The following is a 15,386-nucleotide window of genomic DNA, read 5'->3' as shown; positions in this document are numbered from 1 at the left end:
CATGGCAACACTAACAAAAGCAAGTAGGAGAGACTTCCTCAAAATAGCAGGAACATCTGTCGGTGGATTAGTCATTGGATTCAGCTGGTATAGTTGTGATTCTCCCAAAATGGAAGTTCTCAGTACCGATGAAATTCTCTCGCAGGCGAAATCTTTTAACAGCTATTTATCCATATCGCCGACAGGTGACGTGGTGATTTATTCTCCAAATCCGGAATTAGGTCAAAATATCAAAACTTCTTTTCCGATGGTCGTAGCCGAAGAATTGGATGCGGACTGGGAAAAAGTAAGAGTACTACAGGCAAACCTTGATACCGAAAAATACGACCGACAACTTACAGGTGGATCCGGTGCGATGCCGCATAGCTGGGAAAGATTGAGAAAGGCGGGAGCAACTGCCAAGTTTGTTTTGGTAGCTGCTGCCGCAAAAGCATGGAATGTGGATGCTTCTGAAATTACGGTTGAAAAAGGAATAATTTCTCACAAAGGATCTGGAAAAACCGGGCACTTTGGTGAGTTTGTAGTTGAAGCAGCCACCATGACTGCTCCTGAGGAAGTGACTTTGAAAGACAAAAAGGATTTCAAAATCATTGGCACAGCTGTGAAAAATGTGGATGCCAAAGAAATGTACACCGGAAAACCCATGTACGGCTTGGATTTTTACCGTGAGGGAATGCTGCATGCCATGATTCAGCGGGCTCCTTTTGGAATGAAAATCAAATCCGTCGATGACTCGGCAGCAAGAGGAGTCTCAGGAGTAAAAGATGTGGTCACCTTTGGAACTAGCGTAGCAGTGGTAGGTGAGTCTACCTGGCCACTGATGAAAGCTAAAAAGCTCCTTCGGATCGATTATGAACCGGATGGTGCAGTAGAAAGTACAGCCGACCATGATCGGATTTTCGCTGAATTGATGGCGAACGGTAAAGGGGAAGTAAAGCGAAAAGACGGGGATTTCGATGCTGCCATAAAAAATGCAGCTCAAGTAGTAACTGCCGAATATCAGTGTCCTTTCGTTGCCCACTCGCCAATGGAGCCTGAGAATTTTTTCGCGCACGTACAAGGAGACAAAGTGGAACTTATTGGTCCTACTCAAACTCCAGACAGGGCAAGACAAGCCACAGCGCAACTTCTGGGAATTCCACCCGAAAATATCACCGTGGAAATTACCCGACTTGGAGGTGGGTTTGGCCGAAGACTTCGTGCGGATTTTGTCGAGGAAGCAGTGGAAGTTTCCAGAGCTATGAATGCACCTGTCAAAGTGACCTGGAGTCGTGAAGATGAACTTACCGGTGGTGCCTATCGTCCGGCAGTAAGGTATAGATTTGAGGCAGGATTGGATGCTTCTGGAAATATGATTGCCTACAAACTGCGAGGTGTTGGAATGAATGCCGGAAACTGTACGCGTGAGAACAACTTTCCTTCGGGTGCAGTAGAAAATGTCCTGATCGAAAGTATTGAACACAAGTCAAGTATTACTACCAATGCCTGGAGAGCTCCAATCACCAATTTCTTGGCTTACGCAGAGCAAAGTTTCCTGGATGAGGTAGCGCTTGCGGCTGGCAAAGATCCTGTTCAGTTCCGATTGGATTTATTACAGCAGGCCAAAACTTCTCCTGTTGGAGGAGAATTGGGATATGACGTGGATCGGATGATTGGCGTGGTAAAAGCAGCAGCTGAAAAATCAAATTGGGGTAAAGACCCCAATGTGAAACAAGGATTTAGCGTCTATTACTCACACAGATCCTATGTAGCCCAAGTGGCTGATATAGTCATGGAAGGCGGAAGTCCGGTTCTCAAAAAGGTAACAGCGGTGACTGATTGCGGTATGGTCGTAAATCCAACCGGTGCCAATCACCAAGTCCGTGGCGGAATAGTGGACGGAATGGGACATGCTATGTATGGCAACCTGACTTTCGAAAACGGAGTGCCCAAGCAGAAAAACTTTGATTCTTACCGTCTGATCCGAATGAAAGAAGTTCCGGAAATCGACACGCATTTCTTGGATACTGGCTTTGATCCGACTGGATTGGGCGAGCCGGCTCTTCCTCCCACAGGTGGGGCGATTGCCAATGCGATCTTCTCTGCCACAGGAAGAAGGCTCAGAAGTCAACCATTCATCGAGCAAAAGGAATTCTCGGATATTAAGCTGGAAATTCGTCGAGCCTAGGATTGAAAAATTACGAGATTGAAAAATTTGAAAATTGATTCCATCCTAAACTAATCAAAATGCAAAAAGCCTCCAAAATCAAGTTTGGAGGCTTTTCTTCTTTCAATTCATTTTGTAAAATGGCGAATATTGAATTGAACTTCGTACTAATTTTTCAATACTCAAATCTTTCAATTTTTCAATTAATTTGCTGCTTCTCCTTAGGCAGCGTTTTTTATTTTTACCATTTGGAATGGTTTTCACTGTTGAGAAATTAAGGGAATTTAGAATAGCTAATTATGCTGCTTTTCTTTGTTACATGGTAAACTGCTTTTCCGAAAGCAGCATTTGTGTACTATAAAAAACTAACAGCTATTTGTGACTTAGGACAAATCTGTGTTTTTATAATCTGTGTCAATCTGCTTCTTTTTCAGCGAAAATCTGGGGGAACTTTTTTTCGGCGGTTTTATGAAAGCAGCTCTTTCCCTATAATCAAATCCAGCGTCTGGAGACGCAGGATAGTGTGGAAGGAAGAACAAGACAATATGGCAAAACCTTAAATCCCTCAACTTCTTTAATGGTTCAAAAAATAAGACCTGCCAGGTTTTCAAAACCTAACAGGTCTGTTTAATACTTTAAAATCAACTTAGTATCAACCTATTTTTTCAGCCTCAGCCCTAAGAATCTCATTTTCATCCGCTTTTCCTGATTCGATAAAATCTAAAATAGCCTGAGTTTTTGCCTGGCCATTTTTAATCAAAACTCCCACCGAAAGAAGCACGGCAATTCGAGTTCCTACCTTTTTGGCAGCAGTACCAAAAAGTGGTTCTAATTCCTCATAGGTCACCTCTTCAGCAAATTCTTTGATAGAATTCATCGCCGTTTCAAGCTTTTCTCCGGAAAGATTCGTCAGCTTTTTGCCTATCTGCTGAATTTCATTCAATGCTTTTCTCTCGCCTTGAGGGGAGGGCTGATTCTGAGTTTTTGGCTGATTCTGAACTGGAGTCTGGGTGTTTTGCTTAGCCCAAGTATCCTTTAACCCAACGGTTTTGTTGAAAACCAATTTGCCATCTTTTGAATCAGGATCAAGCGTAAAATACCCCAATCGCTGGAATTGGAATTTGTCATTCAAGGTTGCCTTGGCCAAAAAAGGCTCGCAGTAAGCTTCCTTGATCACTTTGAGCGATTCCGGATTGATGAATTCCATAAATCCTTTTTCCTCGTGTGCATCAGGCGCCTCGTCCAGAAATAAGCGGTCATATTCCCTAACCTCAGCGTTGATGGCATGGGCTATCGAAACCCAGTGCAGTGTTCCCTTTACTTTTCGCTCACTGCCTGTAGTTCCGCTACCGGATCGGGTTTCGGGATCGTAAGTACAGTGGATTTCAAGGATATTTCCAAAATCATCTTTTATTACTGATTCACCTTTGATGATATAGGCACTTTTCAGACGAACTTCAGCTCCCAGTGATAGTCGGAAGAAATTCTTTCCTCCATCTTCTTTGAAATCTTCCCGCTCAATAAACAATTCCCGGGTGAATGGGACTTCATGGGTTCCTGAATTAGCCGCTTCAGGGTTGTTTTCCAGTTGAAGTAGCTCGGTTTGTCCTTCAGGATAGTTGGTGATCACCAGTTTCACCGGATTGAGCACGGCCATCACTCGTGTGGCTGATTTATTCAAATCCTCCCGAACACAGAATTCGAGCAAAGAAACGTCAGTCACATTATCCCGCTTAGCAATACCTGCCAGGTCACTGAATTTACGGATGGCAGTTGGGGTGTAGCCTCTTCTTCTCAGTCCTGAGATCGTTGGCATTCGTGGATCATCCCAACCGGATACGACTTTATTTTGCACCAATTCCAACAGTTTGCGTTTGCTCATCACCGTGTAGCTCAGGTTTCTGCGGGCAAACTCGCGCTGTTTGGGTCTCAGCAAGCTAGTATCATAAATCTGATCCAAATACCAGTCATAAAGCTCACGATGAGCCTTGAATTCTAAGGTACAGAGTGAATGAGAAACTTGCTCCACATAGTCAGATTCCCCGTGTGCCCAATCATACATGGGATAGATGCACCAATCATTTCCTGTTCTGTGGTGATGCGCATTGATGATTCGGTACATGATCGGATCGCGCATGTGCATATTGGGAGAGGCCATGTCGATTTTTGCCCTTAGAACGTAAGTTCCGGCAGGAAACGCTCCATTTTTCATCCGTTCGAAAAGATCAAGACTTTCGGCAATTGGCCGATTTCTATAGGGGCTGTCAGTTCCGGGCGTGGTGGGTGTGCCTTTTTGCGAAGCAATTTGTTCAGAGGTCTGCTCATCGACGTATGCCTTGTCTTCTTTTATGAGCTTAATCGCCCAGTCGTACAGCTGCTGAAAATAGTCTGAAGCGTATCGTTCATTTGCCCAGCGAAAACCTAACCAGGCAATATCCCGCTTGATGGCATCCACATATTCCTGTTCTTCTTTGGAAGGATTGGTATCGTCAAACCGCAAGTTTACCGGGGCATTGTATTTTTCTCCCAAACCAAAATTCAAGCAAATCGAAGCAGCGTGTCCGATATGGAGGTAACCGTTAGGTTCAGGAGGAAAACGAAAGCGAAGCTTTTCCTGCGGAAAGCCGTTGGCCAAGTCTTCCTCGATGATATGTTCAATAAAATTCAGAGATTCTGCAGATTCTTTCATGTTCGAAATTAAAGGCCCAAAAATACTTTAATTGAAAGGAATTGCAACCGATTAGCAAATTGAACAGCTTGGATAAGTTAAAAATTGGAAGCGAGAAGCAAAAGGCAAGAATCAAGATAAAGGACAAAATAGGCAAGAATCAAGCGAGTAAGAGACAAGAGATTAGATACCAGAAGCTAGACACGCCCGATCACATTTCTAAAGTTCCAAACTTTGGAAAAGTTTTTAATTCCTAGCCAGGAGGCGGTTAAGAAGACTGAAAATAGTAGGAAAACAATCAAAAAGGGTCAGTTAAATCAGGAAAAGACGCTTCATTGTCTAGCGTCTTGTGTCTAAAAGTCTAAATTTCGTCCAAACCTCGCTCCGGCCAATAGGGTCCGGTCAACACTACTTTTTGATTTTCCTCATCAATTTCAAAGCTGATCTTCATTTCCTCCCGGACTTGCTCATGGATAGCCAAGCAGGCATTAAAGTGCACTAGATCAAAATCCAAGGTCATAAATCCGGTGTTTTTTGACTCAAATTCAGGACCGGATTTGAGCAGGACTTTTTCGGCAACTGCTCCTTCTTTTTTGTAATAATAAGAGAGGAAAATACCGAGTTCCCTTTCCTTTTGGGATAATAGCTGTTCCAAATCCACTTTGGGATAGGTAGTTAATGAAAAATCAAAAGTCCAGGATTCTTGCATGATTTTTAGCTTTTAAGAAGTCGAAGTTACAAAAATCCATGCCTGAATGGACAGGAAAAGCTTATTTTTAGCCTATGAATTACCCCATTTACTTAGATTATAATGCGACTACTCCCTGTGCTCCCGAAGTGATCGAAGCTATGCTTCCTTACTTTGGGACTCATTTTGGCAATGCTGCAAGCAAAAGCCACCCTTATGGTTGGGTGGCAGAAAATGCCGTGGAAGAGGCCCGGGAAAAAATAGCCAATTTGATCGGAGCCAAAACCAAAGAAATCATTTTTACTTCAGGTGCAACGGAGGCCATAAATTTGGGAATCAAAGGAACGTTTGAAGCCTTTTCAGGTGAAAAGCAGCATTATATTACCGCCTTGACCGAGCACAAGGCTGTTTTAGATACATTTGCTGAACTTGAAAAAAGAGGGGCTGAAGTCACTTATCTGCCGGTCGATTCCACGGGAAATATTGGTTTGGAGGAACTTGAAAAGGCTATTTTACCTCATACCAAGATGATTTGCCTGATGTGGGCAAATAACGAGACGGGGATCATTCATCCTGTTGAAAAAATCGCCCAAATAGCCCAATCAAAAAACATTATCTTCTTTACCGATGCAGTACAGGCAGCGGGAAAAATTCCGGTTCACACTAGAGGAATTCACTTGATGGCCATTTCAGCCCATAAGCTATATGGTCCAAAAGGAGTCGGTGCACTTTATGTCCGTCATAACCATGATTTGCCCAAACCTTTGGCCCAAATCCACGGAGGGGGGCATGAAAAAGGAATGAGAAGTGGTACCCTCAATGTACCGGGGATTGCAGGTTTTGGGAAAGCTGCTGAGTTGCGATTGGAAGAAATGATACTTGAGTCAGATCGATTGGAAAACCTTCGAAATAAGCTGGAAAAGGGTCTTTTGGAACTGTCGGATACTTTTTTGAATGGAAGTCAGGAATCTCGTTTGCCTCATGTGACCAATATTGCCTTTGGTGGAATGGAAGGAGAGGAGCTTTTGAAAAAAGTGAATCAGAAAGTTGCCGTGAGTTCGGGGTCTGCTTGTACTTCGATCTCTCCCAAACCCAGCCATGTTTTAGCTGCCATGGGCATAAGTTCTGATTTGGGCAGAGCTTCGATTCGTTTTAGTTTGGGAAAAAATACAAAGGAAGCTGATATAGAATTCACTTTAGAATGGGTGAAAAAGGTGGTTGCTGAGTTGAGAAAAAACACATAAGTATCTAAAGTCAAGCAACCTATACATGTTCATTTAGTATAATTAATCATGGAATCTGACAAGCAACACACAGTAAATGAGCCCGATATCGAATACGGGGTCTATTCCTATGCGGACTACCTGACTTGGCAATTTGACGAAGTGGTTGAGTTGATTAAGGGGAAAATCTTTAAAAAAGCCGCTGCTGCCCCAAAACGAATTCATCAGAAAGTTTCAATCAAGATTGCCTCTAAGCTTTATACTTTTTTGGAAGGAAAGAAATGTCAAGTTTATGTTGCCCCCTTTGATGTCCGTTTCCCAAAAGAATCAAAAGAAGATCATAAAATTCACGATGTCGTTCAACCGGATATCTGTGTGATCTGTGATCCGGAAAAATTGGACGATCGGGGTTGTATAGGAGCCCCAGATTTGATTGTGGAAATCCTATCTCCGGGAAATAGCAAAACTGAGCTGAAGCACAAATATGAGCTTTACGAGACCCACGGTGTTCGGGAATATTGGATCATCCATCCCGAAAATCAGGATTTGCTGATTTATACGCTGGTCGATGGTAAATATGTTCCCTCCTGTTTATTGACTTCAGGTGATGTGGTGGAATCAGTTGCTGTAAAAGGATTTAAGCTGGATCTGGAGGAGTTTTTTGGGGATATTGAGTAGTTCCAGCTTTAATTTTTCAATTTTCAAATCTTTCAATTTTTCAATTGTTGCAAATCCTCCTCCGTATCAATGTCTATTTTTCCTTTAGGAAATGATATTGTCACCAAATCCTCCTCGTGGGCTAATGCTATTTTCTTTGCACCCTCATCACCTTTCAGCTCCATCAATTCCTGGAAATAAGCTTTTCCAAAAAGAATAGGTACTCCGACAGTCTTGGAATAAGCACAGGCTACGATCCCTTTTCCTTCTTTCTCCTGCGTTGCAATCAACTTGTTCAATAGTTTCGCATCCACAAAAGGCTGATCGCACAGCATGATAATAACTTGGTCAGGCTCGTCGAATTTGAGCATATATTCCAGCCCAATTTTGAGGCTGGAAGACATCCCTTTTTGATAGTGAGGGTTGGGTATGTTTGGAATGCTGGCTCCTGGAAATGTCTTTTTAATTTCATCACGATTTGCACCGAGAACCAACACGCGTTTATGTGCTTCACATCCATTTGCGGCATCTATTGCCAGCTGCAGCAAGGTCTTATCCTTGTATTTAGCGATTTGCTTCGGGTAGCCAAGTCGGGTTGATTCACCTGCTGCCAATATGATAATTCCAGTCTTCATCTCAGATTTTTTCGTGTATAGGACCGAGTTTTTCCCGAAGGAAAATCGGCTGTTTTTTATTCAATACAGCTTTGATTTCTGCTAAAATTGAAAGCGCAATTTCCTCGGAAGTCTCGGCACCGATTTCAATACCTACGGGAGCATAAATATTGTCAGAATGAACTTGAATCCCTTTAGTTTCCAGTCTTTGGGTCAGCTTTTCGGTTTTCCGCTTGGGTCCCAAAATACCGATGTAGGGAATCATGAAGGTCAATAGTTTTTCCAAGACAATGACTTCATATTCGAAATTGTGAGTCATCAACAAAGCCACTGTGTTTAAATCGGTTTCGATCTGGTTAGTAACTTCTTCAGCAGGTCCTTGAATGATTTGTTTGGCAAAAGGAAATCGTGCGGTCGTCGCCAGATTTTTCCTTCCATCGATCAAAATCAACTCAAAACCCAAGATTTCTGCCATTTTAGCCACAGGAATGGTATCATTTCCCGCACCGAAAAGTAGAATTCGTGTGGCAGGTTTGATGACTTCGAAGAAAACTGAAAGTTGCTGGTATTCGGAAAAAGACTTAATCAGATTTTGTGGCGCATCGAATTCTGCAATTTCCTTTTCTAAAACCTGTCTGAAATCCGCATGAACTTTGGATAAACTTCCGAAATCCTGATTTCCTTTTTTCAGATAGATCGTCCCAAGTTGTTCTGATTTGGAATTTGGAACGGAGAAAAGTGTCAGCAGGAGTGAAGTTTGCCGATCGGAAAGCGATTTTTTGATTAGTTCAACGGGATTATCCGGAATTCTGAAGTCGATCGGCTCAATCAAAACATGAATAATTCCATTACATCCCAAACCTACACCAAATTTCTGATCGTCCTCATCCGTGGTATCATAAGTGACCAACATGGATTTTTGCTGGAAAATAACCGCCTGCGCTTTGCGAAGCGCATCACCTTCCAAGCACCCTCCGCTAATCGCACCGGTCAGATTTCCTTCCTGAGTCACCAGCATTCTCGCTCCGGGACGACGATAAGCAGAACCGTCCACCTGAACAACGGTGGCTAATGCAACGGATTTATTTTCGGATTTGCAGACTTCGTAAGCTTGGATAATCTGCTGAAGTTCTTTCATTTAAGGGGACTTGATGGATTAAGGGATTGAAGATTTTCTTTTTTGAAGGAAAACCAAATCGAAAATAGCACGGATATCACCAAATACCCTACGAAAATGTACAGCGAACCCGGTAAAAAACTATTCAATCCAAACCAATCTTCTGAATTCACTACAAAGTACAGCCCATAAGCTACCTTTAGCAATTCCCAAGCCCAGGCATTTGGGTTGCGGTCCATCAGTTCCGTGTAGGCAAAGACGGTCAGGAACACAAAACCTCCGTAATAGAAAATGCCCGGTGCTCCGATAGCTGCCAAATTACCAAACAAATAGCTGAGCAAAAGCAAGAGGGCAACCAACTGTCCAAAACTCCAAAGTAACATGCCTTTGGTAAGTTGTGGATTGTATTTTTCGAAGTGATACACGTCATCAATTTTGGACAATGGATGTTTTTTAGCCACATCAGCTGGTCTCCAGCCCAATGGCATAAACCAGATTTTAAGCTTATCTATCCAGTTTTTGGCTCTCCAGGCATCTTTGATCAACAGCCAAAGGTGCATGAAATTGATTTTGATTGGATTCCAGGTTTGTACAGGTCGGGTTACACCATACACAGGAGGAATTTCCTGGTTTTCCTCCAGAAAAGTCCCAAACCATTTGTCCCAAAAGATGAAGATCTGACCGTAGTTTTTGTCCAGATATTCCGGATTGATCGCATGGTGAACGCGATGATGGGAAGGGGTGACGATGATTTTTTCCAGAAAACCCATTTTGCCGATATGCCGGGTATGATACCAAAATTGGGCAAACAAATGCAAAGGAGCAACAATAGCTATTACTTCCGGTGGTACTCCCAACAAGGCTCCAGGAATTAAAAAAACAGCAAAAATCTTAAAAATCGATGAAATACCCTGCCGAAGTGCACAGGCCAAATTAAACTCTTCGCTGCTGTGATGGATGATGTGATTGTTCCAGAAAATATTGTACTCATGTGCAATCCGATGCGTCCAATAGCCGGCAAAATCCAACGCAAAGAAGGCTATCACATACAAAAGCCAAGTCGCTTCCATGTGGAATAAAGACAATTTCTCATAAAGCCAACCATATGAAATGACTGCAATACTGAGTCCAAGCACATCTTTGGTGACATTGGTGATTCCAGAACTCAACGAGGCAATCATATCATTAAGCGGAACGGTATCATTGCCTTTCCAAATGCCCCAAAATTTTTCAAATAATACCAGCACAAAAAAGGCCGGCATAGCGATTAACAAGATTTGACCGTAAGCTTCCATTGGGTTTACTATTCTTAGGGCTAAACTTAGGACTAAACTTAGAAATTAACTGCTTTGATTTCAACAGCTAATCCAGTTGCGGTAAATTTTTGACCAAAAACAAGTTCAAGTATGTAAGTTTAGATTCGAAAATAGCATAAAAAAGAATCTGGATTGATGAAAATTCCAAGTCTAGCCCAACTCAAAAAAGACCTCAGTTACCTTTCCGAAAATGAATTGATAGCCTTAATCACAGATTTGGCAAAATTTAGTAAGGAAAACAAGGCCTTCCTTTATTTCAAACTCAACGAGCGAGACCAACCCAGCTTGTTTGTGGATTCGGTCAAAGAAGAATTGGACGAAGCGTTTCAAACTGCCAATACCCGTCATTATCATGTAGCAAAAAAGGCAGCCCAGAGCATTCGCAGGAAGTTAAACAAATCGATAAAACTGAGTAAAAACAAAGCAGACCAAGCAGAATTGATTTTGTATTTCTGCGAAATGATGAAGAAATATGGCTATTTAAGTTTCCGGCATCCGGTGATTACCAACCTTTACGAAGTCCAAATCGGCAAAGCCAAAAAACTGATTTCCACGCTTCATGAGGACTTGCAAAGCGATTTTGATTACCGGATGGAGGAGCTTGCACCCTGACAGAAATCATGTCGCAAGCCAGATATCCAAGCGTTATCTAACAATGAATTTTTAATCCAAAGCATTTAATTTTTTCTGATGATACGCTATTCTGCCAGTTAACAAATATTCCAAAGTTTTGGGACAGGAAGACCGAAGAGTGATGAATCGAGGATTTAGCTTTTTTTAGAATTTTTTCTCTGTTAAAACAAACTTCTGGTAAAGTTCCGTGTTTGCAAATAATTTTTTTAAAAAATGTAAAACTCAAAGTGTTCACCAATTGAAGGTTTGGGTGATAAATAGACAGAAATATGTTCCCTCACCATCAATGATATTAACCATGAAACGTAAATTAAAATTTTTTACCATCATTTTAGCTCTGATGCTAGTTTCATCCTGTCAGGAAGACACAGAGCCAACAGATCCAACAAATCCTCCGGTCCAAACAGGAGAATTCGAGACGAAAGATATTCAAATCACTTTACCGCAAGGTTCTTCCTTTGACTTTTCAGGCAGCGAATTGATTTCTTTTGGAGAGTCATTTCCTGTGGCTTCAGACGGAAAAACAAAGTCTGTGTCAACTCCGGGTTTTGCTCATATAGCCTTCGTTCTTAATGAGGAAGGAAACCCAATTCTTGCTGGTTTTATTACAGACCAAACAAGTGTAATTTCTGCTCAATCAACAGCTATAGTCCTTTTGTCATATGCTGTAGGACTAAATTTGAGAGAAGAAGGATTTGCAGAGCTTTTTCTGGATCAGATTGATGAATTGCCTGAGGCTGTGGAATGGCAGGAGGCTTTTACAGATTTATGGAAGAACGATCCATTGATTTTGGAAAAAGGCACCTTCACCACGCAACTCCGCACAGTGATGGAAAAATTGGTGCCCGAACCTGTGGTTATCGACATAAGAGCAGGAGCCAAGGCATCGGATATATCAGTGGATGAGGCAGATTTCAAAAGCGGCCTGCAGATTTTCGAGGATGAATTGGGACAATTTTCGGTGAACAACAAATACCGCAGACGAGGGCATGCTTTTCTTTATAAAATGTCCTACAAGGATATGGAAGACAAGTCACATGAGATCCTTTCAGATATAAACTCTGGAACTCCTTCGGACAAGGATTTTGCCATTTCACCTACAGCCGGGGCTACTTCTTTTAATGGTGTTCTCGGATCAGAAATTGAAGGAAAATCGAATGAGGTTTTCCTAATAAAATCTGGTCCAATAAAATTAGATCTTTTAGAAAATGAAAGCGAAGCAACCTATAAGCTACATGTGGTAGGACCGGGAATTTCACATCCTCAACCTGTCACTACAGCAGAAATAGCAAAACTGACAAGGTTGGAAGTAGAGACTTTTGCAATTGATTTTTTGTTTCCACTTATCATGGAAACGTTTGGAAATGAGGATTTGCTAAAGAAAAAAGGTATCAAAATCGGGGAAGGTCCAGTAGAACGATTTATCGAAGCTACCGAGGCCTTCTTGAAACTGACTCCGGATGTCTATGAATTTATTAAGAATGGAGATTATATGGGAGCAGCTAGGAAATCACTCGAACTTCTTTATTCCAATGCGGTTGATGGGGCTTTTGAGACCCTATCCCTCGTTGCATACGATATTATATTAGATGGTGCTACAGTGGGTGGTTTTAAAGTCCCAAAACACGCCGAATCAAATGCAGAAAAAGTTGTAGGGAAGACCGCAAACTGGCTCAAAATAATCAATGCTGCAATGTTAGGTGGAGATTTTATCCGGATTGGAATGGGGATCTTAGATTCACGTCAACTCGACACATGGACGATCAAAGCCCGTTCGGCAAAAGTCACGCTTTCTCCAAAAGAAGCAACCGTCCGAAGCCGCGGAAGCAAAGCCATCGAAGCAGTAATCAAAAACTCGGAGGTGGGAGGTGATATCCATCCGTTTTTTGTCTGGAAATCGAGTGGAAAATTTGGTTACATCCAAGACACCAAAGGGAATAAGGGAGCTTCTTTCGAAAGCTCAGATTTCAAAATCACCTATTATTCCAATACCTCTGCAGCAGATCTACCTGAGGAAAACAACTGGGAATACGTCTATGTGGAAGCGTTTATGGGTTCTCAGTCAATTGGAAAAGATACTGTTAAATTAAACCTAAGAAAAAGCGTCTATGAAATCAAGCCGAACGGGATTACCCTTACAGGAAAGAAAAGCGAGAATAATAATGCGAATTCCGTCAAACTTCATCTGGAACGTACCGACGGATCAGTTCCTGACTTTTCAGACAAAAAAGTGGTCTGGACTACAGAAGGGAAATATGGAAAACTAAGTGGGAATGGAGGATTTTCAACTTCCATAACTACTTATGGAACCAATAGTATGTACTACGAATGCACCGATAAAGAAAGTGAAAAAGCCACTGAAAAAGTCTTCGCTAGGATTTACGCCAAATCATCTGATGGTAGCGATTATTTTCTGTATGAAGAACTAGAAGCGACCATTAACATCAACAATGAGAATGATGTTATCATTAAATATGTACCGATCTCAGTGATAAGCTGGGGTCCGACCGAAACTGGTATCTATACCAATTGTGGATCCGGTACCATATTTTACATTGATCCGGAACCGAATGCAATAAGTTACAGTGCCACAGTAATTGAATTCAGTCCCGAAGTAATACCTAGAGTAACAGGAACAAGTAAATCGTGGTCAGCCAATACACCCACAAAAGATGGAAAATATGAATTTGCCTATATTCTATCCGGGGCTGTAAGTTCACCCACTTGGTTAGGACCACCGGATTGTGGAAAATATGCTGCAAGCGCAGCGTCAAGAAAGGGTACAGCCCGGGTTATCATTAAGGTGAAAAAGCCATAATTATTCAATCCTACCTGGCTCAAGCAGATAGGATTGAATAATTTAGAATTTTATGGTAGACAGACTGAGGATAAGCAAAAAATGGTATCCTTTTAAAGCGTGAGTTTAGAATTAAAGTTTGCCAAAAAATAAAGGTTATTTCCTAAAGCGGATTATCTTAAGGGGATGAATAATCTGCCTAGACTTTGAAATTACCAATAGATATCCGCACAGAAAATCCCGAACGACTGCTGTCAAAAGCATACAAGGACAATTTTGACTGGTGCAAAAGCTATATCAGAAAAAACAACGGCTCAGATGCCGATGCTGCAGACAACTTTCAGGAGAGTATCAGTATTGCTTGGCTCAACCTAAGATCAGGAAAGTTTCAGGGGGACGCTGGACAGTTCAATGCTTATATCCGGCAGATTTGCAGATACAAATGGATCAACCAGCTTCGATCTACAGCTTCAAACCGACTTGTACTACAAGAGGATTTGTCAACCTTTTCCGAGTTAATTGAATCCAATTCAATAGAGGAAGATAGCAATAATAGTATGCGTCTGCAGGCTTCCTTTGCCGGTATCGGAGAAAAATGCAGAGATTTATTGAGCAGATTTTATTTCAATAAAGAATCCCTGGCAAGCATAGCTCAAGTGATGGATACTACTGAAGCCAGTATGAAAACCATCAAGTACCGCTGTATGATGCGGCTAAGAAAAGCATACCTCGAACGATTAGAAGACGATGAATAAATATAGACCAGAAATAAGCCAGAAAGAATTTGAGGAAATCGAAAATTATCTACTGGATACTCTCTCCTTGGCACAACGGGTAGATTTTGAAAAACGGATGAAATCGGATTCGGTTCTACGTGAGGAAGTTGTTCTCCAACAAAAGCTGATGACTGCTGTGGAATTAGGTTCGTTTAAAAAAGATACCAAAGAATCAAAACCACCAAGATCAAAAACCATAAAAATCTACGCCAAGAAAGTATGGCTGGTTGCTGCTGTATTTGTCGCAGCGGTTCTCTTCAGTTTCATTGGATATTTATTTTTAAGGGATACCAATTCTTCAGGCACAGATTTGTATGAGGCATATTTCTATGAAGACCCAGGACTTGCTGTCGTCATGAGCAGCACGGATGACTATGAGTTTTATGACGGGATGGTCAGCTACAAAGAAGGGAATTATGAAGAAGCAATCACTGTATGGTCAAATCTTTCAACTTCGAGAGTAGAGTCTGATACGCTTCGCTATTATCAGGGAGTAGCTTTAATGAATTTGGGTAAAATGGAAGAGTCCGCTACTTTTCTAGATTTGGTAGTAGGGGATAATGAATCCGGATTTCAAGCAAAAGCAAGTTGGTATCGCGCACTGATTCATCTTAGGAAAGATGAAATAGATCTGGCAATTGGATTACTGGAAAATCTCTTGCCCGAACCTCGAGCGGAAGAATTGTTGAAGGAGTTGAGAAAATCACCCTGAGGTTAATCAAATCCAACGTATGTATTCTTCAAACTGCCG

General features: G+C 41.8%; 12 protein-coding genes. 7 read left to right on the top strand and 5 right to left on the bottom strand.

Features of this window, described 5'->3' with window-relative positions:
- Window position 1 precedes the first annotated feature (1 nt).
- Window positions 2-2,167: a xanthine dehydrogenase family protein molybdopterin-binding subunit gene (locus tag C4S61_RS12850; protein ID WP_103925214.1), complete on the top strand. Its 2,166-nt coding sequence runs from the start codon at window positions 2-4 to the stop codon at window positions 2,165-2,167.
- A 631-nt stretch (window positions 2,168-2,798) separates the two neighbouring features.
- On the opposite strand, the gene C4S61_RS12840 is transcribed toward C4S61_RS12850, so the two are convergent.
- A complete protein-coding gene (locus tag C4S61_RS12840; protein ID WP_103925212.1) occupies window positions 2,799-4,835 on the bottom strand; it encodes a glutamine--tRNA ligase/YqeY domain fusion protein in 2,037 nt (678 codons plus the stop codon).
- 340 nt (window positions 4,836-5,175) lie between these two features.
- The gene (locus C4S61_RS12830) at window positions 5,176-5,523 is read right to left on the bottom strand and encodes a hypothetical protein (protein WP_103925210.1); all 348 of its coding nucleotides are present in this window, start codon (window positions 5,521-5,523) and stop codon (window positions 5,176-5,178) included.
- A gap of 74 nt (window positions 5,524-5,597) precedes the next feature.
- On the opposite strand from C4S61_RS12830, the gene C4S61_RS12825 reads away from it, so the two are divergent.
- Together C4S61_RS12825 and C4S61_RS12820 are read left to right on the top strand one after the other, a co-directional pair.
- Window positions 5,598-6,746 carry a cysteine desulfurase family protein gene (locus C4S61_RS12825; protein WP_103925209.1) on the top strand — a complete coding sequence of 383 codons (1,149 nt, stop codon included), beginning with the start codon at window positions 5,598-5,600 and terminating at the stop codon, window positions 6,744-6,746.
- 48 nt (window positions 6,747-6,794) lie between these two features.
- Window positions 6,795-7,403 (top strand): Uma2 family endonuclease, encoded by a 609-nt coding sequence (locus C4S61_RS12820; RefSeq protein WP_103925208.1) that lies wholly within the window; start codon window positions 6,795-6,797, stop codon window positions 7,401-7,403.
- Window positions 7,404-7,435: 32 nt separating this feature from the next.
- On the opposite strand, the gene C4S61_RS12815 is transcribed toward C4S61_RS12820, so the two are convergent.
- From C4S61_RS12815 to C4S61_RS12805, 3 genes are read right to left on the bottom strand one after another with little or no spacing between them, the layout of a single operon-like run.
- Entirely contained in the window at window positions 7,436-8,017 is a 582-nt protein-coding gene (locus tag C4S61_RS12815) for a nucleotidyltransferase family protein (protein WP_103925207.1), read from the bottom strand.
- Window position 8,018: 1 nt separating this feature from the next.
- A complete protein-coding gene (locus C4S61_RS12810) occupies window positions 8,019-9,134 on the bottom strand; it encodes an XdhC family protein (RefSeq protein ID WP_103925206.1) in 1,116 nt (371 codons plus the stop codon).
- Complete coding sequence (locus tag C4S61_RS12805) at window positions 9,131-10,408, bottom strand: sterol desaturase family protein (protein WP_103925205.1); 1,278 nt, start codon at window positions 10,406-10,408, stop codon at window positions 9,131-9,133. The genes C4S61_RS12810 and C4S61_RS12805 overlap by 4 nt, the downstream gene beginning before the upstream one ends.
- A 156-nt stretch (window positions 10,409-10,564) precedes the next feature.
- Between C4S61_RS12805 and C4S61_RS12800 the strand changes: the two genes are divergently transcribed.
- The 4 genes from C4S61_RS12800 (at window position 10,565) to C4S61_RS12785 (ending at window position 15,347) form a co-directional block, all read left to right on the top strand.
- Complete coding sequence (locus C4S61_RS12800; RefSeq protein WP_103925204.1) at window positions 10,565-11,041, top strand: hypothetical protein; 477 nt, start codon at window positions 10,565-10,567, stop codon at window positions 11,039-11,041.
- 319 nt (window positions 11,042-11,360) lie between these two features.
- On the top strand, window positions 11,361-13,880 hold the full coding sequence (locus C4S61_RS12795; protein WP_146064398.1) for a hypothetical protein: 2,520 nt from the start codon (window positions 11,361-11,363) through the stop codon (window positions 13,878-13,880).
- Between the two features lie 185 nt (window positions 13,881-14,065).
- Complete coding sequence (locus C4S61_RS12790; protein WP_103925202.1) at window positions 14,066-14,614, top strand: sigma-70 family RNA polymerase sigma factor; 549 nt, start codon at window positions 14,066-14,068, stop codon at window positions 14,612-14,614.
- Window positions 14,607-15,347 carry a tetratricopeptide repeat protein gene (locus C4S61_RS12785; RefSeq protein WP_103925201.1) on the top strand — a complete coding sequence of 247 codons (741 nt, stop codon included), beginning with the start codon at window positions 14,607-14,609 and terminating at the stop codon, window positions 15,345-15,347. Before C4S61_RS12790 ends, C4S61_RS12785 begins: the two co-directional genes overlap by 8 nt.
- The last annotated feature ends 39 nt before the right edge of the window (window positions 15,348-15,386 follow it).

The organism is Algoriphagus boritolerans DSM 17298 = JCM 18970, from assembly GCF_900108085.1.
GTDB classification, from domain to species: domain Bacteria; phylum Bacteroidota; class Bacteroidia; order Cytophagales; family Cyclobacteriaceae; genus Algoriphagus; species Algoriphagus boritolerans.
This window is presented reverse-complemented; position numbering and strand designations above follow the sequence as displayed.

Bases quoted from the DNA above. Each gene is read 5' to 3' on its own strand.
- C4S61_RS12800 (WP_103925204.1), top strand. From the start codon at position 10,565: ATGAAAATTCCAAGTCTAGCCCAACTCAAAAAAGACCTCAGTTACCTT.
- C4S61_RS12805 (WP_103925205.1), bottom strand. From the start codon at position 10,408: ATGGAAGCTTACGGTCAAATCTTGTTAATCGCTATGCCGGCCTTTTTT.
- C4S61_RS12795 (WP_146064398.1), top strand. From the start codon at position 11,361: ATGAAACGTAAATTAAAATTTTTTACCATCATTTTAGCTCTGATGCTA.
- C4S61_RS12825 (WP_103925209.1), top strand. From the start codon at position 5,598: ATGAATTACCCCATTTACTTAGATTATAATGCGACTACTCCCTGTGCT.
- C4S61_RS12820 (WP_103925208.1), top strand. From the start codon at position 6,795: ATGGAATCTGACAAGCAACACACAGTAAATGAGCCCGATATCGAATAC.
- C4S61_RS12815 (WP_103925207.1), bottom strand. From the start codon at position 8,017: ATGAAGACTGGAATTATCATATTGGCAGCAGGTGAATCAACCCGACTT.
- C4S61_RS12840 (WP_103925212.1), bottom strand. From the start codon at position 4,835: ATGAAAGAATCTGCAGAATCTCTGAATTTTATTGAACATATCATCGAG.
- C4S61_RS12850 (WP_103925214.1), top strand. From the start codon at position 2: ATGGCAACACTAACAAAAGCAAGTAGGAGAGACTTCCTCAAAATAGCA.
- C4S61_RS12830 (WP_103925210.1), bottom strand. From the start codon at position 5,523: ATGCAAGAATCCTGGACTTTTGATTTTTCATTAACTACCTATCCCAAA.
- C4S61_RS12785 (WP_103925201.1), top strand. From the start codon at position 14,607: ATGAATAAATATAGACCAGAAATAAGCCAGAAAGAATTTGAGGAAATC.
- C4S61_RS12810 (WP_103925206.1), bottom strand. From the start codon at position 9,134: ATGAAAGAACTTCAGCAGATTATCCAAGCTTACGAAGTCTGCAAATCC.